Origin of the sequence: Bradyrhizobium sp. Mp27, assembly GCF_029953005.1 — a bacterium.
Classification (GTDB): Bacteria; Pseudomonadota; Alphaproteobacteria; order Rhizobiales; family Xanthobacteraceae; genus Bradyrhizobium; species Bradyrhizobium barranii.
In genome coordinates this window covers 25,429-49,944 of record NZ_JASAUS010000023.1, presented here as the reverse complement: position 1 = coordinate 49,944, position 24,516 = coordinate 25,429, and the positions used below count along the sequence as shown (strand labels likewise).

The window sequence follows — 24,516 nt, the reverse complement described above, 5'->3', positions numbered from 1 at the left end:
GAAGAATGTCTGAATGAGTCCTGATGCAGCGCACACAATAGGCGTAATCGCCGCGGACATTTATCTTGGTTATCCTGTCGGGCATTCTCGAGACCATGGACCAGGGCCGGCAAAGATCGATCGCACGGGCGTCCGGCGCATGGGCTGCGGCCGCCTTCTTGGCGACTGTTTTTGTTGCGTCAGCGTCGCAGGCGCAGCTGGCAGGTCACGGCGGACCCATCCGGGCACTCGCGGTTTCGCCGGACGGTGACAGTCTGCTGTCAGGGAGCTTCGACACCGCCGCCATTCACTGGTCGCTGAAGAGTGACACGGCCACTGAGGTGCTGCGGTATCATGCTGATGCCGTTGATGCGGTCGCCTTCCTGAAGGACGGTCGGATGGTAACCGCCGGTGCCGACGCGCGGATCGCGGTCTGGACCGCAGGCCAGCAGCAGCCCGACCTCCTCCTGGAAGGGCATTCCGGTCCGGTCGTCGCGCTGGCGGTCTCGCCGGACGGATCAAAGCTCGCCTCGGCCTCCTGGGATCACAGCGTGCGACTCTGGTCACTGACGGATGGTGCGGCCCGCGTGCTTGAAGGTCACCAACAGAATGTGAACGGTGTCGCGTTCGCGCCAGACGGCATGTCACTCGTAAGCGTCGGCTATGATCTTGCGTTGCGCATCTGGCGCCTACCTGACGGTCAGCCCGAAGTGGTGACGTTGCCCGCGCCGTTGAACGCGGTCACGGTCGCGCCCGATGGCGAGATCGTCGCCGGCGGATCGGATGGCAAGCTGCGTATGCTGACGACGGATGGAAAGCTGTCCGGTGAGATGGCGGCAGGCTCGAAACCGATCGTTGCCTTGGCGCTTTCCGATGATGAGGCACTGATCGCCGCCGCAGGCATCGACGGCACGGTCACCATTGTCGAACGCAAGTCCCGGAGTGTACTGCGGACATTCGTGGTCCCCGGTTCCCCGGTCTGGTCACTCGTCTTCCTCCATGATGCCACGACGCTCGTGACCGGAGGCGCGGAGGGGAAGATCCGGCGATGGAATGTGCAGAACGGAGAGCCGGTCGGCTCGAACCAGTTCGGGACGCCAGTGGATTCGCTCGCCGCCTATGCGGGAGACCATGGTGCCGAGGTCTTTCGCGCCTGCGTTGCCTGTCACACGCTCTCGGCGAAGGGGGTACAACGCGCGGGGCCGACGCTTGCCGGATTGTTCGGTCGGAAGATGGCTTCACTTCCCGGCTATCGGTTTTCCGAGGCTCTCAAGAAGATGGATATTATTTGGACGCCCGAGACCCTCGCAAAGATGTTTGAAGTGGGCCCCAATGCCTACACGCCGGGAACGAAGATGCCGGAGCAGCGTATCGGCTCGGCCGAAGACCGCCGTGCGCTAACGGACTTCCTGGCTCGGGCGACCTTGCAATGAGAGCTGCAATCGGATCGAGCAGGTTCGCATCCTAAGACTTGCCGTTCCGCCCTCGCAGATAGTCCTCGGTGGTTCGAGGCGGCGCGCGTTCCGGAACGGACTGGAACGGATCGAACTGCTGCTCGCTCATCACGGTCACGCGGCAATCTGCGCACATCCTGATTGCGTCGAGACGCTTGTCGCCGGCCGGATACATCCAATGCCGGCCCTCCAGCTTCGCTGCGATCCGATCGATCGTACTCTTGACGCCGAATGCGGCACCGCAGCGGATGCAGAGCGCAGGCTCCTCCTCCTTGATCACTTGTGCCGGCGCGCGGCCGGCGCGGAAATCAATCTGCGGCTTGAGCGTGATAACCTTCTCGGGGCAGGTGCTCTGGCACAGCCCACATTGCACGCAGGCATCTTCGACGAATCTGAGCACCGGACGCTCGGGATCGTCGCGCAGCGCGCCGGTCGGACAGGCGGAGACGCAGGAGAGGCACAACGTGCAACCATCCGTATCGACGCTCACCGCGCCGATCGGCGCGCCTGGCGGCAGGGCGATCACGTCGACGGGCTTGGGCGCCAGGCGGTGCAATTCGCTCAAGGCAAATCGCAGCAGGTCGCGCCGCTTGCCGACTGTCTTGAAGGTTGCCGGCGTCGCGACGGAGGCAAGCATCTCGAGCCCGCGCAGTTGCCCGCCGAGCGCGTCGGGATCGTCGGTTTCGATCGTGGTCACACGGTGCCCGTCAAATCCGAGGCCCGCAAGAATGGCCTCGGCGAAGGCGATCGTCTGCGACAGCCCGGTCACCTCGTGCCGAGGCTTTGCGCGCAGCAGGAACCGCACCGCGGACGCGCCGTAGGCGAACGCAGCGATGACCGTTTCCAACCCGACCTGTGTCAGCTCATTAACGGCGAGGGGAAGCACGTTGGCCGGCAGTCCGTCGCCGTGCCGGGCGAGCGCGTCGATCAGCGCGGTGCCGTGTGGACCGTCATGCAGCAGCAGCACCGGATGCGTGCCGCCGGCCTCGCGATAGGCGAGCAGGATGGCACGCACGATCTGCAACTGGGTGTCGGGCGGTGGCAGCGCGTAGGACGCCGCACCCGTGGGGCAGGCGGCTGCGCACTGCCCGCAGCCAGCGCAGATTTCCGCATTGACAGCGACATGGTCGCCGGCCGGCGTGATCGCACCCGTCGGACACAGATCGAGGCAGCGACGGCACCCGGTCAGCTTCGAGCGCGAATGCGCACAAAGGCTGGGCGTGAAGTCGACATATTTTGGCTTGTCGAAGCTGCCGACGAGATCGCGCGCGGCGAGCACGGCGCGCAGCACGGCGGCGGGATCTCTGGGGTCCGCGCGCTGGTAGCCGTCGCGCAGGTCGTGCGCGGGAAATAGGGGCATCTCGCCGGAGAGGTCGAGCACGAGATCGCAGCGCGAGGTCGCCCCGTTGCGCGGAGCTTCGAATATGAAGCGGTCGCGCGAAGACGGGCGTGGCTGGGCGTAGTCGTCGATGATGAGTTCAAAGGCGCCAAAGTGTCCACGCGCGCTGCGGATCGTGCCCTTCACGATCGGGAAGTCCGTCGCCGTCGGCGGCGCGATGTCTGCCGGCTGCTTGAGCATAACGGTGACATCGAGGTGGTCCGCGAGCAGCCGGCCGGCGTCGATCGCGGCGTCGTCGCGCCCGTAGATCAGGATGATGCCGTCGCTCGATAGCGTGACCAGCGGATAGTCTGGCCTGGGAATAGCTGCCGCCGCAAGCAGCGCAGCCATCTTCGCGCCCGCGTGCGCGCCGTCGCGCGACCAGCCCGCCGTCTCGCGGATGTTGACAAAGGTGATCCCGTCAGGGCGCTCGCCGGCCTCATCGGTGAACTGCGCCGCCTGCTGCGTGCAGGCGACGGTCAGCGCGCCGTCCGCCTTTGCTGCGTTGCGGAAATGATCGAGCTCCGCGCCGCAAAGGTGACGAAAATTCCTGATCTTGCAGTTGGGGCAGCCACGCCGGATCGCGGCCGTGTCGAGGCGCATCGTGTCCTCGCACGAGCAGATCAGGACGGTCTTCGCTGGCTGCTCCAGGTGAATCCCTCCGTCAGTGCGGCGCAGAGCGGACTCGCGCCGTTTCTACACCTCGTATAGATATTCCCTATCGGGAAGAAAAGGAAAGTGGAGGCGGCCTTGCCGTCGACCCCTACCATCCATGTTTCCCTGGCGGAACCGATCCATCTGCCGCCGCCATTCGCGCTCGTCCGGCTGCGCGAGGGGGGAGACGCCTTTGCCCACGCTTGCCGCATTGCACACGATAGCGGCGCCGGCACGCTGGTCTATGTCGGGCGGTTCGATCTTGCCGAATTTGCCGTGGTGCTCGAGCCGGCCGAATGCTTGAGCACAGCGCGGTTCGCCTTCTATGCAGGCATGGTCGCGCTCACCGATGCGCTTCGCGCCTATGCGCCGCCGAACAAGACAGTGGCGATCGACTGGCCCGACGCGGTCCGGATTGATGGCGGCCTGGTCGGTGGCGGACGGCTGGGATGGCCGTCGTCCGCGCGCGAGGACGATCCGCCGGCCTGGCTCGTGTTTGGCGCCATGATCCGGACCGTTGCGATGACGGACCGGGGGGGAGGCGTTCACCCGCTTGCGTCCGCGCTGGACGAGGAGGGGTTTGGCGAAGCTGGGGCCGTGCAGGTCACCGAGAGCTTTGCGCGGCACCTGATGCGGGCGATCGACACCTGGCGGGTCGATGGTTTTGACAGCGTTGCGCGCGACTATCTGAGCCGCTTGGCTCGCGAGCGGCAAACGCTGCAGCGGATCGACGATCGCGGCGATCTCCTCACACGGCGCATCGGCACCGACAGGACCGAGCGGGGCGAACTCGTCGAAGCACTCGCTACGCCGTCCTGGCTCGATCCGAAGCTCGGAGGGCCGCGGCTGTGAAACTCTTGCGCACCATCGCGCTCGATCCCTCCGACACTTTCGTGTTCGACGCGGCAGCCGACCCTGGCGAATGGGCCGTCTCCGGCGCCTTCCGCTTCTGCGATCAGGATCCGGCGAAGTTGGCCGGCAAGGCGCGCGCCGCCTTCCGGAGTGGCTTCCTCGGCGTGAAATCCTGGGGCTGGTCGACATTGACGCAGATTGTCCCGGCGACAGAGGACGATTGCCGGGCGCTGATCGAGCTCCTCGCCAGGCAACTCGTCGATCGCTTTGGCGCACCGGACGTTGCGACTGCGAGAGCTGCTGCGGAGGAGGAAGTCGCCTTCGTGCAATCGCTCTGCGCCCATCCGATCAGCTCGCTGATCGCGGTCCACCGCTCGGCAAGCGGTGGCGAGGTCCGCGAGGCGTTCCGCAGGTTGCAACTGCGCGAAGGCCAGGGACACGGCAAGGCATTCTCGTTCATGGAAGTGGAGGATGACGTAGAGCCAGACCATGATCTCCACCTTGCCGATATGGGGCGGGAGCCGCGGCCGCGATGAAGGATTTCTGGATCGCGTGCGGCCACCATCTGCTCGATCGCGACGAGAGCGGCGGGCTTTGTGTCACCGATGAGTTCCTCAAAGCCTGTTTTGCCCGTCCGGAGCTGATGCCGCCGCGCGATGCATGTCCGGTCGAACGAAGGCTGCACCGCGAGCTGCTCGGCGACCCACGCCAGGCTGTCAGCGCGGACGAGATCGCGGCGGTCGCCGATGAGGACGCACGCGAAAACTGGCGGTTCGTGCTCGCCTTTCGCGATCTCCTCTTGCGGCATCCAACGCTTGAGGCGGCCTACCTCGCAACCGTCCGGTCGCGGGTCAACGATCTGCCGCCGCTATTCGTCAATCAGCTCGTGCACGTGATCCTGCGCAATGTGCTCGATGGCTGCGGGGACCCCTTTGTGCTGCGTGCGGCCGAGCTGTTCTTCCGTCCGCAGCGCATCCTGCCGCATGACCAGGCCTTGCTGCTCGGCGACGAAGAGGTCGTCGGTGGGCAGAGCCCGACGCCTGTGCTCTCGTTGATGTCGATGCTGGGGGCAATGACCGATGCCCAGCTTGACGTGCTGCGCGACGAGAATGCCGGTGATTATTGGCAACGAAGCGACCAATTCGACATGGCGTGCGACCTCACCGCGGGTGGCCGAGGACCAATTGCGCTGGCGCAGGTAATGGTGCGCTGGATCTCCCATTTGCTGGCGGTCGATGTCGCCGTCGAGCCGCTGCGCGAGCTGCATGATGCGCGGCTCACCTGGTATGTCGGCCTCGACGCCGATGCCACGAGAATAGGCGACCGTCTCTGGCATGGCGAGCGGCTCGACGAACACAGCGCCGGGCGCGTGCTCGCCCTGTTCCGCCTGACGTTTGCGGACACGAGTGCGGCTATGGACGATCTGCGAGGCGAGCCGGTCTATCTCATCCTCGCGATGACGCCCGACCAGAAGCTTCGGATGAAGCCGCAGAATCTGCTGACAGGGCTACCGATCAAACGCCTGGAGATGGTGACGTGAACCCCGCCGCGCTGCCGCTTCTCCGCTTTCCCGTCGGCATCGTGGTCGAGCGACACAAGGCGGGCTCGGCGTGGACCGACTTTGTCTGGCGCGCTGTTGCTGTGCTGCCGGACGAGCCGGGTACAAGGCCGTGGACGGTTCTCCGCGAAGAGGACAGGACGACGCTTTTCTACGCCGGGAGTGCCACGGTCGATCTCTATCCGTCCGAGACGGCACGCTATCGCGACAATCTCGCTTCGGGCAGTCCGAGCATTTGGACTGTGTTGTCGCCCGCAGAAAGCGCCTGGCCCTATTCGGTGACCGCCGCCACCGCAGATCCCTCGGAAGGCGAGGCATTCACCGAGGCCGGCGCCAATCTCGTCGAGGCGGTGCCCATGCCGGAGATGCTGCGCGAGGCGATTGAAAGTTTCGTCGCCGAGCACCATGTCGAACGGGAGTTCTTCAAGCGCAAGCGACGGCAGGCCGATCCGGAGGCGCTGGCGCGCCGTCAGCATGAAGGCGGACGCAATGAGTGAGGACGAGTTTCTGGCGCGGTGGTCACGCCGCAAGCAGGAGGCGAAGGCGAACGCCACGCCGCCGGACAAGGTAATGCACGACGACGTGCAGTGTGCACCAGAGCCCGCCGTCAAGGACGACGAGATGGACGTCGACCTGTCGAGCCTGCCTTCGATCGAGTCGATCACATCAGCTACGGACGTCAGGGCCTTCCTGCGCAAAGGGATTCCGCAGGAGCTGACGCGTGCGGCGCTTCGTCGCGCCTGGAGTGCCGATCCCACCATTCGCGATTTCGTAGGGCTTGCGGAGAACGCATGGGACTTCAATGATCCGGCGGCGATGCCGGGCTTTGGTCCGCTGGATTGCTCCGAGGGAGAGCTGGCCGCGCTCCTTGACAGGATCGTCGGCGGCCTCCGCAAGTCAGCCGAGGCGCGGTCAGAGACGCCGGCTGAAGTTGCGGATTCTTCGCAGGAATTGCGCCAAGCCGAGACGCCAGACGTTGTGATCATCGCCGAAGAAGCCGCGACCACCGAACCGGCGGTTCCTTCCGCAACGCAACCAACGCAGTTTGTAAGCACCGAAAGCGAACGAGTCTCGGTTCGGCGCCGGACGCATGGTCGTGCATTGCCCCGCCAGGGACCCGACGAAAGATCATAGCCTCAGGTTATGGGAGGCGATTGACCCTCCGCGGAACCGGGACTACGCTTCGTCTAGCGCTTTGTAACTAAAGCAAAAATCAAGCACCTCGGACTTTGATGGAGGTCCATGTGCGTGATGATGGTCTCGATCGCGCCATTGACGCCGCTGGCGGCGTTGCCCAGCTTGCGCGCAAAATCGGGATCAGCCAGCCTTCCGTTTCGAACTGGAGCAAGATACCCGCACAACGGGTGATTGCAGTCGAAGCTGCCACCGGCGTATCGCGCAGTGACTTGCGGCCTGATCTGTATGGCGAGCCGCTCTTGTCCGAAGAGCCGATTGACCCCGTCGATGCGGCGCGTGCGCAGGAATATCGGCTGCTGGCGACACTCTTGTCCGCGGCGCCGTCAGAATGGCTCCTCGACCAACTGACCAGATTGTCCGGCGACGCGACGCCGCTCGAGCGCGCGCACGCTGCGCTAGCCGCAGCCGCCGCCGAGCCCGACGCAGCGAAGGTCGAACGTGAATATTTCGACCTGTTCGTCGGGCTCGGCCGCGGCGAGGTCTTGCCCTATGCCTCCTACTACCTGACCGGCTTTCTCAACGAGCGGCCGCTGTCACGCCTGCGCGCCGATCTTGCTGCGTTGGGAATCGAACGCGTCGCGAACAATTCGGAGCCGGAAGATCACGCGGCCATCCTGTGCGAGATCATGGCAGGCTTTGCCGGCGGCCGCTTCGAGGCGTCGTCTGACGTACAGCGCGCCTTCTTCGAGAAACACGTTGCTCCCTGGATGGGGCGGCTGTTTGCCGATATCGAGAGAGCAGAGAGCGCCACCTTCTATCGTGCGGTCGGCGCGTTCGGTCGCGCCTTCATCGAGATCGAGACGGAAGCATTCACGTTCGCCAACTGAGCCGCACGTGCAGGTCCTGGAGAGATGCGATGAGTGAAAACGGGAAAACCACAAACGGGCGCCGTGCCTTCTTGCGCAAGGTCGGAATCGGCACGGTCGGCGCCGGTGCGACGCTCGCGATGCCCCTGGTCGGCTCCGCGCAGGCCGATAGCGAAACCAACGATGAGAAGCGAAAGGCTCGCTACAAGGAAACGGATCACGTCAAGGCCTTTTACCGCGTCAACCGTTATCCGGCCAAGGGAGGCTGACCGTGCTGATCAGGCGAACACACCAGCATTCTTCACGCCACGGCTCCGTCGCGGAGTCCCTTGCGGGTCAGGCTAGCGGTCTCGACCGCCGCAGTTTTCTGCGCAAATCCGGTCTTGCCGGCGGCGCGCTCACAGCTCTTGGCACTCTGCCGATTGGCAGCGTGCGCAAGGCAGAAGCGGCCGCTGCCGGGCCGCTCACTGCGGGCGCGACCATCCGCAAGAGCATTTGCACCCACTGTTCGGTCGGATGCACGGTGACAGCGGAGGTCCTGAACGGGGTGTGGATCGGCCAGGAGCCGAGCTGGGACTCCCCGATCAATCGCGGCTCGCATTGTGCCAAGGGCGCCTCCGTGCGCGAGCTCGTGCATAGCGAGCGGCGGCTACGCTACCCGATGAAGCTTGTGGGCGGGCAGTGGACCCGCGTTTCCTGGGACACCGCGATCAACGAAATCGGCGACAAGCTTCAGGCCGTGCGTGAGAAGTCCGGCCCCGATTCCGTCTACTGGCTCGGCTCGGCCAAGATGACCAACGAGGGAGCCTATCTGTTCCGCAAGCTCGGCGCGTTCTGGGGAACCAACAACACCGATCATCAGGCCCGCATCTGCCATTCAACAACCGTCACCGGCGTCGCCAACACCTGGGGCTACGGTGCGATGACTAACAGTTACAATGATATCCGCAATGCGAAGACGCAGGTCATTCTGGGCGGCAATCCGGCCGAGGCGCATCCGGTATCGCTGCAACACCTGCTCGAAGGCAAGGAGTTGCAGAAGGCCAACTTCATCGTCATCGATCCGCGCCTGACGCGCACCGCCGCACACGCGACAGAGTACGTGCGCATGCGGCCGGGCACCGACATCCCGGTGCTCTACGGCATCATGTGGCACATTCTCCAGAACGGTTGGGAGGACAAGGAGTTCATCCGGCAGCGTGTCTACGGATTCGACGATCTCCGCAAGGAAGTGGAGAAGTGGCCTCCGGAAGAGGTCGAGCGCGTCACCGGCATTCCCGGAGAGCAGCTCAAGCGCGTCGCCAAGATGTTTGCCACCGAGAAGCCCGCGACGCTGATCTGGGCCATGGGGCAGACCCAGAAGACGGTCGGCACCGCCAACGTGCGGGCGAGCTGCATCGCGCTTCTGATGACAGGCAATGTCGGCGGAGCAGGCATGGGCGCCAACATCTTCCGTGGCCACGACAATGTGCAGGGCGCGACCGATGTCGGGCTCGATATCGTCACGCTGCCGTTCTACTATGGCCTCACGGAAGGCGCCTGGAAGCACTGGTCGCGGGTTTGGGAGGTCGACTACGACTTCCTGAAGTCGCGCTTCGATACCAAGCAGATCATGGAAACTCCCGGCATTCCGCTGACCCGCTGGTTCGAAGCGGTGACGCTGCCAAAGGATCAGGTGGCGCAGAAGGACAATGTGAAGGCTGTGTTCGTGCAGGGGCACGCCTCCAACAGCATCACCCGCGTTCCGGAATCACTGAATGGCCTGAAGGCACTCGAGCTGCTCGTCATCGCCGACCCGCATCCGACGACCTGGGCCTCGCTCTCGGTCGAAGCCGGACGCAAGGATGGTGTCTACATCCTCCCTGTCGCCACGCAATTCGAGTGCAAGGGGTCGCGCGTGGCCTCGAACCGCTCGTTGCAATGGGGCGAGCAGATCGTGAAGCCGATCTTCGAGTCGAAGGATGATCTCGAAATCATCTATCGCTTGGCGAAGAAGTTCGGATTCGCCGACCAGATGTTCAAGAACATCAAGGTCGAGAACAATCTGCCCGAGGCGGAGGATGTGCTGCGCGAGATGAACCGCGGTAGCTGGTCGACCGGCTATTGCGGGCAATCGCCAGAGCGCCTCAAGGCGCACATGAAGAACCAGGCGAAGTTCGACCTGCTGACGATGCGGGCGCCGAAGGACGATCCCGAGGTCGGCGGCGACTATTACGGTCTGCCCTGGCCATGCTGGGGATCGCCGGAGGTCAAGCATCCCGGCACGCCGCTGCTTTACAACACCAATCTGCATGTGATGGATGGCGGCGGTACGTTCCGCCCACGCTTCGGCATCGAGCGCGAGGAGAAGCTGCCGGACGGCACGACGCGGAAAGTGAGCCTGCTCGCCGACGGCTCGTACTCGCTGGGATCGGGGATCCAGGACGGCTATCCGGAGTTCACGCTGGCGAGCCTGAAGAAGCTCGGCTGGGACAGCGAGCTCACCGAAGCGGAGATGGCAACGATCAACAAGATCAATCCCGCCAATCCGGACACGGTGTCGTGGTCGCTCGACCTGTCGGGGGGTATCCAGCGCGTGGCGCTGGCGCATGGTTGCGTGCCGTACGGCAACGGCAAGGCGCGGATGAATGCCTTCGGCTTGCCCGATCCCATTCCGGTCCACCGCGAGCCGATCTACACGCCGCGCGTCGACCTCGTCGCCAAATATCCGACGCTACCCGACGCCCAACAGTTCCGCATGCCCAATATTGGGTTCTCGGTGCAGAAGGCGGCGGTGGAGAAGGGACTTGCAAAACAGTTCCCGCTCATCCTGTCGTCCGGCCGTCTGGTCGAATATGAGGGCGGCGGCGAGGAGACCCGCACGAACCCGTGGCTCGCCGAATTGCAGCAGGACATGTTCATCGAGATCAATCCTGCCGATGCCGCCGACCGCGGCGTCAAGGACGGCGGCTGGGTCTGGGTCACGGGCGCGGAGAACAATTCCAGGGCGCGGATGAAGGCGCTCGTCACCGAGCGTGTCGGCAAGGGAGTTGCCTGGATGCCCTTCCACTTCGGCGGTTGGCTCGCAGGCAAAGACCTTCGCGGCAACTATCCGAAGGGGACCGACCCGATCGTGCTCGGCGAAAGCGCCAACACGATCACCACCTACGGCTACGATCCCGCGACAGGCATGCAGGAGCCCAAGGTCACTCTCTGCCAGATCGCGGCGGCATAGGAGCAACGACGATGGCACGTATGAAATTCCTCTGCGACGCCGACCGTTGCATCGAATGCAATGCCTGCGTCACCGCTTGCAAGAACGAGCACGAGGTGCCCTGGGGCATCAACCGGCGACGCGTCGTCACCATCAATGACGGTAAGCCTGGGGAACGCTCAGTCTCGATGGCCTGCATGCACTGCACGGACGCGCCCTGCGCGGCAGTGTGCCCGGTGAACTGCTTCTATACCACCGCCGATGGCGTGGTTCTGCACTCCAAGGACCTCTGCATCGGCTGCGGTTACTGCTTCTACGCTTGCCCGTTCGGGGCGCCGCAATATCCGAAGGTCGGTAATTTCGGCTCGCGCGGCAAGATGGACAAATGCACCTATTGCGCCGGCGGCCCCGAGGCCGATGGCAGTAAGGAGGAATACGAGAAATACGGCGCGAACCGGCTTGCCGAAGGCAAGCTGCCGCTCTGCGCCGAAATGTGCTCGACGAAGTCGCTACTCGCTGGCGACGGCGAGATCATCGCTCAGATCTACAAGGAGCGCGTGCTGAAACGCGGCTACGGCTCAGGTGCCTGGGGCTGGAAGACGGCCTATCGCGAGATGATCGAGTCCTGATGCGAGTTGCGACGGAGAACATCCAGGAGGAGCTCATGGTGTCATGTGGAAAGTTCGTTCGGCTTGCCTTCGGCGCCTGGGCTCTGCTCCTGCTCGTCATGGCGGCGCCGGTCCCGGTGAGCGCCCAGCAGGTCAACCCGACCGCGAGCTCGGTGAAGGAGCAGCAGTTGTTGCAGGAATTCGACCGCATCCAGGGCCGCGTCAGCATCCCCGACCAACGCTCCAGTGTGCTGGTGCAGCCGCAGGGGCGCGAATGGCGCGAATTCCGTACCGTGATCCTGCTCTGGATCGGCGGCGTTGCCATTATCGGCATGCTCGCGGCGATCGTGATCTTCTATCTGACACGCGGCATGGTTCGTCTGGACAGCGGACGGTCGGGCCGGACTATCGTGCGCTTCAACGTCTATGAGCGTTTCGTGCACTGGATGACCGCGACCTGCTTTATCATTCTGGCGATCTCCGGATTGAACATTACCTTTGGACGGCCGCTGCTCTTGCCGTTGATCGGCTTCGAAGCTTTCTCCGAATGGTCGCAATGGGCGAAGTACGCCCACAACTATCTGAGCTTCCCATTCACCGTCGGCGTCGTCTTGATCTTTCTGATGTGGATCGCCGGCAACATCCCGAACAAGGTGGATATCGAGTGGGCGAAGCGGGGAGGCGGCATGTTGGGCCATGATCATCCGCCGGCCTATCGGTTCAACGCCGGGCAGAAGGCGATCTACTGGATTGTCGTCATCGGCGGAGGGCTGATCGCCGCGAGCGGCTATGTCCTCATGTTCCCGTTCTACACCACGGGTATCGAAGGCATGCAGATGGCCCAGATCGTTCACGCCATCGTCGGCGTGTTGTTCGTCGCCGCGATGCTGGCGCACATCTATATCGGCACGATCGGAATGGAGGGCGCCTTCGAGGCCATGGGCTCGGGTGACGTCGATCTCAACTGGGCACGCGAACACCATAGCCTCTGGCTCGACGAGCAGATGGCGCGGACCGGATCGGACGACAAACAGTCGAGATCCGCAACAGCTGCGGCGGAATGAACGAGAGAGGCTGGCGCGGGCCCTATTGCGTCCGCTCCTTGGCAAACACAACGGCGCCGCATATTCGCGCAGCTATCTGCGGCTTATTCGATCGACGATGAGCATCCTGGGATGGGAAGCAACTGGCTCTCAATCAGCGGGTCCCAGGTTGGAGCTTGGTGCGCACACCGTTTGCAAATGGTCGGAATAGTGTAGCTCTGCGATTTCAATCGCTGGGGTGCTAGCGGTCGATCCAGACGGTCATGCCCGGCTCAAGGCCGGCCATCTCTCCCTTGGGATCGAGGCGAAGGCGAAGCGTGTTGCGGTCATGATCGCCAATCACCCGCTCCGCCTGCCAGGTGGCAAACACGCCGAGCGGCCGCAGCTCGGTGATGACCGCCTTCGTCGCGCTATTGGCACCGTTCCGCATCACATTCGCGGTTTCTCCCATCGCGAGACGATCGAGATGGTCCTCGCGCACGTTGAAGGAGAGCCATTGCCTGCCCGCTGCCTCGACCATCAGGATCGGTTGACCCGCGCGAACGTTCTCGCCGACCTCGGCGGCGATGACGCTGACCACGCCGTCGGCCGGCGCGCGCAACACCATCTTGTCGAGGCGGCGCTCGAGCACGGTGACCGCGGCGGCCGCGGCCTGCACCTGGGTGTCGGCGATAGCGCGCTCTTCCCGGGTCGGGCCCGCCACGGCCGCATCGTAATTGGCCTGGGCCTCGGCCACACCGGCGCGTGCGCTGGCGACGTCGTTCTCGGCCTGGTCGAGCGACTGCTGGGATTCAAAGCTCTGGCGCGCCAGCGTGCTGGTCCGGGTGAGCTGGGCCTGCACGAAGTCGAGGCGGGCGCTGGCCTTGGCGATGGCGGCTTTCAGCGAGTCGACCTGCTCGCGACGGACGCCGGCATAGACGTTGTTGCGGTTGGCGGTTGCCGACGCGAGCGCGGCACGCGCCTGGTCCGCCTGCGCCGTCAACTCCACCGCCGATAGCCGCGCCACGACGTCGCCGGCCTTCACAGAGGCACCCTTCTCGACCGCGATCGAGACCAGCTGGCCGTTGACCTCAGGCTCGACCCTGATCTCGGTCGCGCGCACGACGCCGACGATGGCTGCGGGCGGTGCCGAGTGGCGCACGACATAGAGCAGCGCGCCCGCCGCGACCAGCGCGAGCGGAATAGCGACGAAGGCGGCAGGTCTAAGGTTGGGCATGTCCCTGTCTCCTCCTGACTGCAAATGCCGAGATCACCGCGAGCGCGAAGTAGCCGAGCGCCAGGCACCACAATGCGAGCCAGTCATGCGCAACTTCCCAGATGCCGGCGCCGAGCTGGTTGACGCGCACGAGGCCGTCGATCGCGGAGTCGGCCGGGAACAACCGGCCGAACGCAAGGGCCACGTCCGGAATCGCTTCGCGCGGCCACGCGAAGCCGGCCATGAAGAACTGCGGCAGGCTGGTCGCCAGCAACAGGATGGTTGCGTTCTCCGGTCGCGTGAACCAGGCCCCGACAGCCTGCCCCATGAAACTCGTCGCCAGCAGGAAGACACTCGCGAGCGCGAGGATCTGCGGAAGATGGCCGAGCGTGGAAAAACCGTAGATGCGGGGCAGCACGATGACGTAGAGCGCGAGCGCAGGAAGGTAGACGGTCAGATGCGCGATGCCGCGGCCGAGCACGCCGGCAAAGGCTGCGCCTCCGCTCGCCAGCGCCGTGCCGGTCAGCATCGCGGCGCCGATCAGCAGGGTCTGCTGCAGGATCAGGATGAACGCCGCCGGAACGACGTAGCTCGCATAGCCGCCCACCGGGTTGAAGATCGGCTGCAGCAGCACGTCGGCCGGGCTCGAGCTTGCCAGCTTCGCCTTGACGAGGCTGCCATCGGAGCGCGCGCCGCGCGAAACGAGCTCGGACGTCAAGGTTCCGATGGCGGTCGCCAACCCGCTGGCGCTCGTTCTGAAGATGAAAAGATAGGTTGCGTCGGCATAGACGGGGATGTGGGCGGTGATGCCCTTGAGCACGTCGCGCTCGGTGTCGGGCGGAATCTCGACGACGGCAAAGGCCTGCCCGCGATCGATCGCGGCGCGCGCTTCGGCGAGCGTTCGGGAGCGAACCGTCACGCTCAATGCGCCGCTCGCATCCAGCGTCTCGACGATCTGCCGGCTGAGATCGCTGAGATCATTGTCGACGACCGCAATCGGAAGCTTGCGAAGGATCTGGTTCAAATAGGGTTGGGGATAGTAGATGCCGTAGACCAGCGGAGCGACAAATAGCAGAGTGAAGGCGCTCCGTGTTCCCAGCACGCGCCGCCACTCCGCCACGAAGGCGCCGCCGACGCCGCGTGGCGTGTCGCTGGCCTCGGATGGCTCGGCAGGGCGCGCCGTTGCAAACCAGCCCTTGCGGGTGACGTTCGCCATGCGCAGCCATGCCAGGCCGGCAAAGAGCAACGCCAGGCCCGCAAGCGCCGCGAAGGGAAGGGCGGAATCCGCGACCGGCAATCCCCGCGCGGCTTGTCCCAGCAGGACGGCCATGTACCAGCGAAGCGGCAGGATCGCGCTCCAGACTTGCGCAAACGCGTTCATGCCGATGGTGGGAAAGCCGACGCCGGCATAGCCGAATGCGGGCGACGCGATCAGGCCCGCAAGCCCGAGACCGGTGGCGAGATCGCCGACCAGAAGCTGGAGTAGGGCGCCGAGCGACAGATAGGCGATGATCAGCAGCGAGGCCGCGGCGATCATCAACGGCAGATCGCCCTTGAAGGGAATATCCAGCACGCCTTCTAGGAACAGCGGCTCGGCCAGCATGATCAGGACGAAGATGCAGAACAGCGGCGCGAGCTTGCCGGCCAGCGCGACAAGCGGATCGCCGCCGGCGCTTTCGAGCCAGGCCCGGGCGTCGCGGCGGCGGAATTCGGAGCCGACGGAATAGCCGGCGGCGAGGGTCATCACCACATGGATGATGGTCGGCAGCAGCGCGCGCAGCAGGAACTGCGCGTAGTTCTTCTGCGGATTGACGAGCGCCATGGTCTCCGCCTTGAGCGCACCCAGGGACGCCGGCGCAGGTGCCGCGCGACTGGCGGGAGCGGCCACCGCTGCCGCGGCGGAAAGCGAATCGCTCAGACCCGAGGATGCGATCCCCGAGGGAGTCAAAAACTGCTGGTTATAAAACCCGACGATCTGCGGGCGGCGCGCGGCCTTCAGGTCGCGCTCGAAATCCGGCGGGATGTGGACGGCCGAGATCGACTTGCCGGAGCGTATGTCCTGCACGGCCGTGGACAGCGTGCCGGAGCGGTCGACGATCTTCAGGCTTGGCGACGCCGCAATGTATTCCACCAGGGCGCGCGAGGCGTCCGACTTGTCCTCGTCGACGACAGTCACGCCGAGGCCGCGGATGACTGGACGGCTGAAGACCGTGGTGAGGACCACGAACGCGAACAGCGGCACGCCGAAGATCAGGAGCAGCGCCACGCGATCATGAAGCAGCCAGCGGCACTCGCGCCGCGCGACCAGCAGAAATCCGGGCTTTGGCGCCGGCCTCATGGCCGCGACCGCCAGTCGAGATAGGCGCTCATTCCCGGTCGCAGTTCGGGCACCGGCTGAACGGGATAGGCACGGATCGAAAACGTTCGCAGGTCGAAATCGCCCGAAGCACGCGTGGCTCGCCAGCTTGCATATTCGCCCTTAGTCGCGATGAGCTTGACCTCGACCGTGACGGGGCGGTCGCCGAGGGCGGGGATGCGGACATCGAAGCGATCGCCGACCTTCAGGCCTTTGACGAGATCCTCGCGAAGATCGAAATGCACCCAGAGGTCCGCCAGATTGATCAAGGTCACCAGCGGCACGCCGGGCGAGACGTATTCGCCGGGTTCCACATTACGCTGATAGATCTGCGAGGCTACCGGCGCATAAACCACGAGCTGGTCGATGATCGATTGAACGCTCTGGATATCGGCACTGGCCTTTTCGACATTGGTCTTGGCAATGGCCCGCTCCTCCTTGGTGTAGCCATTGACCGCCTGCTCATAGGCCGATTTGGCCTGGTCGACGGCGCGCTCGCTTTCGTGCAGCGCATCGGTTGCCTGGTCGAGGCGGGCTTGCGGCGCGTTGCCTTGCTCGGTCAAGGTGTGTGTACGGTCAAACGTCTTCTGTGCCAGCACCAGCGCCGCCTGCGCCCGCTCCATTTCCGCCTTCCGTGCCGCGATCACTTCCACCCGCGTTCCGACCAGCACGTTGGCAAGCTGCGCGTCCGCGACAGCCTTGGCCGCCTTCATCTGCTCGTGCTTGGCCAGCGTCTCTGGATTGTCGATCTGGACCAGCACCGCGCCCGCAGCCACGTTCTGGCCGCGCTCGACGGGAATCTTGCCGACCCGTCCGTCCACGCGCGCCGCGATATCGAGCCGCGTTGCATCGACCTCGCCCTGAACCAGCAAGGGCTCCGGGCGCAACAGATAGAAGACGGAAAGCCCGACGACAGCAGCTGCCACGACACCGACGATGATAGAGGGCGGGCGTGTCGGGTTGTGCGCGGCTTTCGCCGGTCCGTTACTCGGCACGTCGGGCGTGCTTTGAACGTCCTTGTCAGAGCTCGGCACGTTCATGCCTGACTCCCTCTCTGATGGCCGGATGGCCTCTAGTTTATTCGGTTGTCAGGCCCAGCCGCAATCGCGAGGCGATGAATTTTTTGAGTCGGAGCCGACCATGTAACCTGTCCGTTACCCACGCTTGGATGCGTGTGCGCGACGTGTGCACCGGAAGATCAAGAAAAATCTAACGACGGCAAGTATGGGCGATAATTCTTGAACGGATGTGACCGTCGCAGAAGCTCATGCGGCGCCGGGGGTGCGCGGGTAGCATCACCGACTTGAAACCGTCTCCACCTACCCGGGCTGCCGCCTGTAGACTCGGAGAAAACCCGCGTGAAGTGGCTTTAGTCGCCAAATCGTGCGGTCTTTGCAATCTCGGCAAGCGAAAGCCGCGACTCTGAGAGCGGCGACTTGGCCTTCTCAACTCGTTGCTGACGAAGCCATCGATGCGGCGGCGTGCCCATCGAATGTGCAAAGGCGCAGGGAACGTGACCGGCCGACCGATTGCGTTCGGCGGCAATGTCGGCCAGCGAAAGCTCGCCGTCGAGATTCTCGCTGAGCAATTCGGTCGCCAGCTTCTGCTGCCATGCCGCGAGCCCGCTGCGAACCGCGTCGTCCATGGCAGGGTTCTTCGCGGCCTCTCATGACGCGAGAACAAGGCTCGCCATCATCAGACCGATAGCCGCGATCCAGCCTCCAAGTGCACGGACGGCGATGGTTCGCCAAGACGCTACGCCGTCCGAATTCGTGAATACGGCGGTCAGCGCCATTGCCAGCGTGATGGCCCCGTAACCTACGCAAGCCAATCCTGCCGCAAACAGCAACCGGTCGGTTTCAGGCCCGAGGTCGGCGCCGTTCGCAGCGCTCCGTATCACGGCGACTGCGAAGGCAATCGCGCACAGCATGAATGTGGGCACCTGCGCCGCTGCCGCGAGCAGCAGGCCGATTGCGAGCATCATTGCCGCGTCCGAAAGCTGTGTGGAAGTCGCGCTGAAAACCTGTCCAAGAGACAACCCGACCAGTAGTCCAAGCGGAAACACCGCGATGAGCCAGCGCCCCTTGGCGGCTCCAAGCGTACCGGCCAGCACGCCGGTCGCAGTCCAGAGAACGACATCCTGAAGATCGGTGAGGGGATGTACGACACCCATGTAGAAATCGCCGAGGCGCGCCGCGACGATATGCGCCTCGGCGGTACTTGCGCCGGCCAGCAGCATCGCTGTGGCCATTAATAGGCGAGCGCAATTCAGCTTCATGCAAGGGCTCCGACGCCCAGTGCGAGGAAATAGCAGCCAATTCCCGCGATACCCGCCCCGAGTCCCTGAATGACGCGCTCGCCGGCGGGCCAGCGCGTCAACGCGCCGATCGCGATGCCGAGCAGGTGCAAGAGGCCGGTGGCGGTGACGAAGCCGACGCCGTAGGCCAGCGCATTCGCCGCGCGCGGAAGCTCGGCGCCGTGCGCATGACCGTGAAAGATCGCAAAGATCGCAACGACGACGGCAGCAGCGGAAAAGGGCAGACGCAGCCGGGCCGCAACGGCGACGCCCAGGATCACGGCCGAGACGGCAATCATCAGCTCCGGCATCGGAAGCGGAACATGCAGCACGCCCAAAACCCCGCCGACCGCCATGACGAGCGGGAAGGTGATCGGCAGGATCCAGATTGCGGGGGCGCCGAGCTGCGCGCCCCAGATCCCGACGGCCACCATTGCGATCAGATGGTCGATGCCGGTGACCGGATGGAGCAGGCCGCTGACGACGCCGCCCGCCACGCCGGCCTGCTCGTGTGCGAGAGCCGGCTGCGTCAGTGCGAACGAAACGATCACGGTCGTGAGGGCTCGGGGGATGCGTAAAGGCATTGTTTGCGACTCTCGCTTAGATCGCGGCGAACACGCGCGCCAGACGGCCGAAGAACCAGAACATCGATACCGATCCGATGAGGTAGGCCGGGAGGGCCTCGCCCCAGCGCGGCACGACGGCATCAAGCCGTCGGTGCGCCCAGATCAATGCGAGCACGAGCAGTACGAAGGCAAGCTGTCCGATCTCCACGCCGAGGTTGAAGAACAGCAACGCTGCAGGAAGGAGGCGGCGTTCGAGCCCAAGTCCCGCCAGGGCGCTCGCGAAGCCGATGCCATGAACCAGACCGAAGCTGAATGCCACGATCCAGGGATAGCGGGCGGTGAGTCCGATCTCGCCGCGCTGCTGCTTGACGATTTCCACCCCGACGAACGCGATGCTCAATGCGATACAGGCGTTGAGCGGGCGTTCCGGCACGCCGATCAGGCCGAAGGCTGCCGCGGCAAGCGAGGCGCTGTGCCCGATCGTGAAGGCCGTGATCGTCTTCACCAAGCGCCAGCCGCCGCCTACGATCCAGATCAGGCCGAGCACGAACAGCAGGTGATCGGCGCCGAGCAGGATGTGATCGATCCCGTAATTCACATAGGTTTTCGCCAGCTCGATCCACGCCTCGAGCGTCGGGGCGCCGGTGCCAAGAATGGAGACGACGGGATTGGCGGTCGAAATGGTGTAGCTGCGCGGCTCCCCGGTGATCGGGATGACCTTGATCAGGACAACCGACATGTTGGAGCCGAGATTGGAGATGGTGATCGAGCCAACCAGCCCCTTCTGGCCGCAATTCATTTCGGGCAGGCGGAGAAAACAGTGGGGCGGCACCTTGAGATCGACCCGGGATGCGCCGATCGAGGGCTCGATGCTCCAGCGGCCGACGAATGCGCCGGGCCGCACCTCGCGGAATTCGAGCACACCCATCGCCGCCTCGTGCGCATTCAGCGCCGAAGGCCGGACGAGCGCAGCCAGCACCAAAGTCAAGACCAGCAGCGCTGGCCGCAGATATCGGATCGCCGTCACGGCTCGTACCGCACCTGATAGGACGCCTTCAGCCGCGTGACCGCTTCCCAGGCCAGCTTGCGGGTCTCATCCGTGTGCCAGATCCTGGCGGCCTCGTCCCTGACCTTGTCGAGGCTGGCGAGGTTTCCCGGCCGCCGGGAATCCAGCCGGGCGACGTGCCAGCCGTCCTTGGATTGCAGCAGCTTCCATTCGCCCTCCGGCATCGCCAGCAGTCGATCACGGAAATCCTCGCCGAAGGACGCGGCGAGACTTGCGACCGGGCGAGCGAGGATCGCGCGCGTGAGATGCTGTAGCTCCTCGGATTCGCGCTGCCCGACGATATCGTCGAGCTGACGCTGCGCATTGGCCTGATCCGTGGGCGGGGTGATGTAGAACGAAACGCGCTCCGGCTCGTCGAAGCGGGTGTGGTTTTCGGCGAACCACACGCGCAGCTGCTCGTCCGAGGGGTGCGGAACGCGGATCTGGTCGAAGATCAGCAACTGCATCTTGTAGGCAATCCGGTCGCGGATCGTCTCGTCGCCGCGGTCCACGGCCAGCGCCTTGCCTTCGCGGTAGAGGATTTCGCTCGCGACCCAGCTGTCGATCATCTTCTGGAGCTGCGCCTCGGAAGGGGTGCGTTCCTTGTCCTCGTCGAAATTGTCGATGAAGGACTGGCGCATTGTCTTGGTGACGATGAGGACCTTCTCGTCCTTGGCGGGCGGATGCAACACGGCGTCGATGCCGAAGATGATCGCACCCAGCAGGGTGAAGTGCAGCAGCGGCTCGCGCAAGAACCGTGCAAGCGTCGAGGCGAGCGAACGTTTCTCTGCACCGCGGACGACATCGGCGCCCGCGGCCGGAGACCCGGTGCGTGATGGCGGAAAAGATTGCGCTTCTACTGGTGTCGCCGACATTGACATGCGGTTGTCACAAACTCTCACTGCACGCAGCGCCGCTTTATGCGGCAGCGCGTTTCATCTGTCATCTTCAATCGCTCACGTGACGCGGAAATGCAACGGCCGCGCGCGCGAGGCAAGATGCTTCACGAAAGTGCAGCGTTGCGTCGCGCGAACACAAATCCTTCACGAAGCTGTATCGGAACTCTGTTCATCATTGAGGTTGCAGGGAGTCCGCTGGCGTAGTTGGGGCCAATAATCTCCAATCCCCGGACTTTCTACCGTTTCGCGATAACTGACTTGAAATGAGGCGATAGATGTTTCCATCTGGCAAGACGATCCTGTTGACCGCTGCGTCGGCATCCTTGGCGCTGACTCAGAGCGCCGCAGCCGAGGGATTTGGGCGCGACGACCGTCGCGGCAATCCCTACGTTGCCGGTGACATGCACAACCACAACACCTGCACGGACGGCTCGGTTGCCGCCGGCTATACGATCGATCGCGCGGTCGGGCGCGGCACCGCGTCCGCCGGTGGAAACAATTTCGACCTCGACTGGTTCACGCTCGGCAACCACGGCGGTTCCGGCAACCGTGACTGCCGCTTCAGCGACACCAGCGCCAACCTTCCGGGGCAGACCACCACGACCTGGAGCCAGACGCTCGGCCAGACCATCGACGGAATCACGATCTCCAGCCTGAAGGGCACCCCGAACGGCAGCGGCACCGGCGCGCAGATGTGGCGCTGGCAGTCGATCCGCGAGATCGAGTATCCGACCATCGTCAATCGCTCGTCGCAGTACGAGAAGGTGCTGATCGAAGGACTCGAGTGGATTGCGCCCGGCCATGAACACGCCGACGTCGCCGTCATTACCGGCCAGCACCCGACGCACCGGAAGAAGGGACCCGGCAACGCGGACAAGAGGGCGGAATTCGAATACCGCTTCGACCGCGCCGACACCGATGCGATCGGCCCCGTCATCGACGCCGGCGGCAATCAGCTCTGGCCCGGCAAGGACAACGTCAACAACGCCGGCACCGCGGGCCACCAGAAGGCGCTCACAGGCATCAAGTGGTTGCAGACCAACTATCCGCTGCAATCCTATGTCATCCCGACCCACACCGAACGCCAGGGTCCGTTCAGTGCGACCGCCAACCGGGGCTACAACATCGAGCATTTCCGCGACTTCAACAACGCGGGTCCGACGGTTGCGTTCGGCATCGAATCGCCCGGTCACTTCGCCGAAGGCGGTGCCAGCGGTGGTTCCGGCTCGTACACCGCCAGCGCGGTCGGCGGCGGCACGTACGGCATGGCCGGCATCTACACCGCCAAGGTCGGCGGCCTGTGGGACGGACTGCTGGGCGAAGGCCGTAACTTCTTCATCTATGTCAGCTCCGACTGGCACAGCCGCGGCGCCGGCGGCGCCCGCGATTCCTTCACGACGGCCGATTTCATCCCCGGCGAGTACACCAAGCTCTATGTTCCCAATGCCGGACGGTTCTCGTCGCAGCACGTCGTCGACGGCATGCGCTCGGGCAACTCTTACTCGGTCAACGCCGACCTGATCGGTCCGGATCTGGTGTTCCGCGCCAAGACGCGCGGCGACGACTGGAAGACCATGGGCGAGACGCTGGTCGTGAGGCCCGGCGAAAAGATCACGGTCGAGATGGAGATGACCGTCCCGAAGGAGAACAACAGTCCCTACACGTTCGACAATCCGTTGCTGGTGTCGCTGGGCCTGAAGCAGCCGCTGAACAAGCCGTCGCTCGACCACGTCGACCTGATCACCGGCCAGATCACCGGCGTCGTTGCGCCCGACGCGCCGAACTACGCGGTGGCGAATGCCGCGGGCACGGCCGGCGCGGCGATCGTGTACAATTCGTCGGCGGCCATAGCCCGGCAGATCCCCTCATCGCAGATGCAGCGCGAGCATCGCGATCGTGACGGCGTACGGCTGAAGTTCACGACGACGTTCGTCGCTGGACCCAAGCCGTTCTATATCCGCGCACGCGGAACCAACATTCCGAACGGGACTCCGAATGTCAGCGACACCGCTGGAAATCCGCTGCTCGACGCCAACAACGCCCAGGTCAGCTGCACCGATCCGGCGTGCCCGGCGCACCTCGACGTGGTGAACGGCGCCAAGAAAGTGACCCACGACGTTCAGGCCTATTCGAACGTCTGGTTCTACGCCAATCCGATCTTCATCAGGCCGGAAGGCTCGCCGAAGCTCCTGGTCGAGACCAACACCGAACTGGCGCGGCGGCTCGGTCAGCGCGCTGACAACGACCACGATCACGACGACGATCATCACGACCACCACTAACGGGACGTGAGACCATCCGGCGGGGCGCAACGATCATTGCGTCCCGCCGCACTTTTCTGGAAGGCCGGTTTCGGCCGGCACCTCGACATGTACCTGCTTCGTATCACCGTCTGTACGCTGGGCATCATTGCCGGCCTTGGTTGGGCTATGGCCGCGTCCGACGCTGCCGCGCCCGTTTCCGACGAACCGACTCGGGAGGAATGCCACGCTGCGGTCGCGGAAGCGCGGGCGCTGGCGGCGGCTTTGCCCGCCGACCATCTCTCCCGCTACTTTGCCGAGCGGCACTTGCATCAGGCGCTGGTTGAGGCCGGCAATGGCGAGTTCGACGAATGCATCGACATGGCGGCGCGTGCCTCCGACGAGGTGCGCGAACGGCGCCACGAGCTGCGGCCGGGCGAAAAGCTGAAAGTGCTCGGGCCCCACGAGTAGCAATTTTCGAGACCCTCGAGACGCTGCATGCTGTCATCGCAGCGTCATCTTTGCGCGCGCATTGTTCGCCCGCGTTTCAAGACCAGGTGGACTATTGCGATATGGACCAGATCGAGCCGCTCTTCCCGATTCCTCTCCTGCGTTCGCCCCGGCTGCTCCCGCCATCTGTGAACGAAGCCGCCGTGGCTGCGATCCGGAGCACCAAGATCGAAGGTAATTTGCGCTCAGGCCAGCTCTTCCACACGGAAGTTGCCGATCCCCGCGACAACGAGCTGTTCCGCCAGATCGCCGAGCTTGCTGCCCCGAAGCTGGTCGATTTCGGCGTTCTGCTGTTCGGCGAAGAGCTGCGCTGGACCGTCAAGGAGATGTGGACCAACATGCTGGAGACCGGCGGAAACCAGACGCTGCACTCTCACGCAAACAGCTTCGTCTCCGGCATTTTTTATCTGACCGACTCGCACCCGTCCTGCAAGACGGTGTTCGTGCGACCGCCCGGCGGCTCCGATTTCTCTTTCCGCCACCATACGCGAACTGCCGCAATGGGGCCGTTCAATGCGGGCAAGTGCGTCCTGCCGGAAGCCGAACCGGGAGATCTCGTGCTGTTTCCGAGCTACCTTTACCATGAGGTGCCGCGGAATCCCGGCGGGCAGCGGATCACGATCGCTTTCAACGCGATCCCCGATCATCTCGATTGCTGGGGCTATCGCATCAACTTCACGCCGTGAG

Annotated in this window: 23 protein-coding genes; 14 read left to right on the top strand and 9 right to left on the bottom strand. The window is 64.3% G+C overall.

Annotated features, from left to right (window positions below; all coding sequences use genetic code 11):
* Positions 1-95: 95 nt before the first annotated feature.
* Positions 96-1,412: a c-type cytochrome gene (locus QJT78_RS15045; protein WP_080587000.1), complete on the top strand. Its 1,317-nt coding sequence runs from the start codon at positions 96-98 to the stop codon at positions 1,410-1,412.
* Positions 1,413-1,443: 31 nt separating this feature from the next.
* On the opposite strand, the gene QJT78_RS15040 is transcribed toward QJT78_RS15045, so the two are convergent.
* The gene (locus tag QJT78_RS15040) at positions 1,444-3,414 is read right to left on the bottom strand and encodes a 4Fe-4S binding protein (RefSeq protein WP_028149867.1); all 1,971 of its coding nucleotides are present in this window, start codon (positions 3,412-3,414) and stop codon (positions 1,444-1,446) included.
* 147 nt (positions 3,415-3,561) lie between these two features.
* Here QJT78_RS15040 and QJT78_RS15035 point away from each other — a divergent pair, with 147 nt between their 5' ends.
* The 10 genes from QJT78_RS15035 to QJT78_RS14990 all read left to right on the top strand — a co-directional run bounded on the left by QJT78_RS15035 (position 3,562) and on the right by QJT78_RS14990 (position 12,743).
* Positions 3,562-4,317, top strand: coding sequence for a biotin/lipoate--protein ligase family protein (locus QJT78_RS15035; protein ID WP_244433400.1), 756 nt, complete (start codon positions 3,562-3,564; stop codon positions 4,315-4,317).
* On the top strand, positions 4,314-4,853 hold the full coding sequence (locus tag QJT78_RS15030) for a DUF6505 family protein (RefSeq protein ID WP_028149865.1): 540 nt from the start codon (positions 4,314-4,316) through the stop codon (positions 4,851-4,853). The genes QJT78_RS15035 and QJT78_RS15030 overlap by 4 nt, the downstream gene beginning before the upstream one ends.
* Entirely contained in the window at positions 4,850-5,857 is a 1,008-nt protein-coding gene (locus tag QJT78_RS15025) for a DUF6352 family protein (protein ID WP_028149864.1), read from the top strand. The genes QJT78_RS15030 and QJT78_RS15025 overlap by 4 nt, the downstream gene beginning before the upstream one ends.
* Positions 5,854-6,372 carry a DUF3305 domain-containing protein gene (locus tag QJT78_RS15020; RefSeq protein ID WP_038942331.1) on the top strand — a complete coding sequence of 173 codons (519 nt, stop codon included), beginning with the start codon at positions 5,854-5,856 and terminating at the stop codon, positions 6,370-6,372. Before QJT78_RS15025 ends, QJT78_RS15020 begins: the two co-directional genes overlap by 4 nt.
* Positions 6,350-7,009: a DUF3306 domain-containing protein gene (locus tag QJT78_RS15015; protein WP_312016876.1), complete on the top strand. Its 660-nt coding sequence runs from the start codon at positions 6,350-6,352 to the stop codon at positions 7,007-7,009. Before QJT78_RS15020 ends, QJT78_RS15015 begins: the two co-directional genes overlap by 23 nt.
* A gap of 110 nt (positions 7,010-7,119) precedes the next feature.
* Positions 7,120-7,899 carry a molecular chaperone TorD family protein gene (locus tag QJT78_RS15010; RefSeq protein WP_028149861.1) on the top strand — a complete coding sequence of 260 codons (780 nt, stop codon included), beginning with the start codon at positions 7,120-7,122 and terminating at the stop codon, positions 7,897-7,899.
* A gap of 29 nt (positions 7,900-7,928) precedes the next feature.
* Entirely contained in the window at positions 7,929-8,147 is a 219-nt protein-coding gene (locus tag QJT78_RS15005) for a twin-arginine translocation signal domain-containing protein (RefSeq protein WP_028149860.1), read from the top strand.
* 2 nt (positions 8,148-8,149) lie between these two features.
* On the top strand, positions 8,150-11,092 hold the full coding sequence (locus QJT78_RS15000) for a formate dehydrogenase subunit alpha (RefSeq protein ID WP_028149859.1): 2,943 nt from the start codon (positions 8,150-8,152) through the stop codon (positions 11,090-11,092).
* A gap of 11 nt (positions 11,093-11,103) precedes the next feature.
* Positions 11,104-11,700, top strand: a complete 597-nt coding sequence (gene fdh3B / locus QJT78_RS14995; RefSeq protein WP_028149858.1) for a formate dehydrogenase FDH3 subunit beta — start codon at positions 11,104-11,106, stop codon at positions 11,698-11,700.
* A 35-nt stretch (positions 11,701-11,735) separates the two neighbouring features.
* A complete protein-coding gene (locus tag QJT78_RS14990) occupies positions 11,736-12,743 on the top strand; it encodes a formate dehydrogenase subunit gamma (RefSeq protein ID WP_028149857.1) in 1,008 nt (335 codons plus the stop codon).
* 220 nt (positions 12,744-12,963) lie between these two features.
* Here QJT78_RS14990 and QJT78_RS14985 read toward each other — a convergent pair whose 3' ends face one another.
* From QJT78_RS14985 to QJT78_RS14950, 8 genes are all read right to left on the bottom strand, one after another.
* Positions 12,964-13,938, bottom strand: coding sequence for an HlyD family efflux transporter periplasmic adaptor subunit (locus QJT78_RS14985; protein ID WP_028149856.1), 975 nt, complete (start codon positions 13,936-13,938; stop codon positions 12,964-12,966).
* Positions 13,925-16,255 carry an ABC transporter permease gene (locus QJT78_RS14980; RefSeq protein WP_028149855.1) on the bottom strand — a complete coding sequence of 777 codons (2,331 nt, stop codon included), beginning with the start codon at positions 16,253-16,255 and terminating at the stop codon, positions 13,925-13,927. The genes QJT78_RS14985 and QJT78_RS14980 overlap by 14 nt, the downstream gene beginning before the upstream one ends.
* Entirely contained in the window at positions 16,252-17,313 is a 1,062-nt protein-coding gene (locus QJT78_RS14975) for an efflux RND transporter periplasmic adaptor subunit (protein ID WP_028149854.1), read from the bottom strand. Before QJT78_RS14975 ends, QJT78_RS14980 begins: the two co-directional genes overlap by 4 nt.
* Positions 17,314-17,642: 329 nt before the next feature.
* Entirely contained in the window at positions 17,643-17,918 is a 276-nt protein-coding gene (locus QJT78_RS14970) for an AraC family transcriptional regulator (protein WP_028149853.1), read from the bottom strand.
* Between the two features lie 21 nt (positions 17,919-17,939).
* Positions 17,940-18,551 (bottom strand): HupE/UreJ family protein, encoded by a 612-nt coding sequence (locus tag QJT78_RS14965; RefSeq protein ID WP_028149852.1) that lies wholly within the window; start codon positions 18,549-18,551, stop codon positions 17,940-17,942.
* Positions 18,548-19,153, bottom strand: coding sequence for a HupE/UreJ family protein (locus QJT78_RS14960; RefSeq protein ID WP_028149851.1), 606 nt, complete (start codon positions 19,151-19,153; stop codon positions 18,548-18,550). Before QJT78_RS14960 ends, QJT78_RS14965 begins: the two co-directional genes overlap by 4 nt.
* A 16-nt stretch (positions 19,154-19,169) precedes the next feature.
* Positions 19,170-20,162, bottom strand: a complete 993-nt coding sequence (locus tag QJT78_RS14955; RefSeq protein WP_038942328.1) for a HupE/UreJ family protein — start codon at positions 20,160-20,162, stop codon at positions 19,170-19,172.
* Positions 20,159-20,932 (bottom strand): peptidylprolyl isomerase, encoded by a 774-nt coding sequence (locus QJT78_RS14950; RefSeq protein WP_240537507.1) that lies wholly within the window; start codon positions 20,930-20,932, stop codon positions 20,159-20,161. The genes QJT78_RS14955 and QJT78_RS14950 overlap by 4 nt, the downstream gene beginning before the upstream one ends.
* Positions 20,933-21,354: 422 nt before the next feature.
* Between QJT78_RS14950 and QJT78_RS14945 the strand changes: the two genes are divergently transcribed.
* From QJT78_RS14945 to QJT78_RS14935, 3 genes are all read left to right on the top strand, one after another.
* Entirely contained in the window at positions 21,355-23,361 is a 2,007-nt protein-coding gene (locus QJT78_RS14945; protein WP_038942327.1) for a hypothetical protein, read from the top strand.
* A 36-nt stretch (positions 23,362-23,397) separates the two neighbouring features.
* A complete protein-coding gene (locus QJT78_RS14940) occupies positions 23,398-23,790 on the top strand; it encodes a hypothetical protein (protein ID WP_312016848.1) in 393 nt (130 codons plus the stop codon).
* A 101-nt stretch (positions 23,791-23,891) separates the two neighbouring features.
* On the top strand, positions 23,892-24,515 hold the full coding sequence (locus tag QJT78_RS14935) for a putative 2OG-Fe(II) oxygenase (RefSeq protein ID WP_038942325.1): 624 nt from the start codon (positions 23,892-23,894) through the stop codon (positions 24,513-24,515).
* Position 24,516 lies beyond the last annotated feature (1 nt).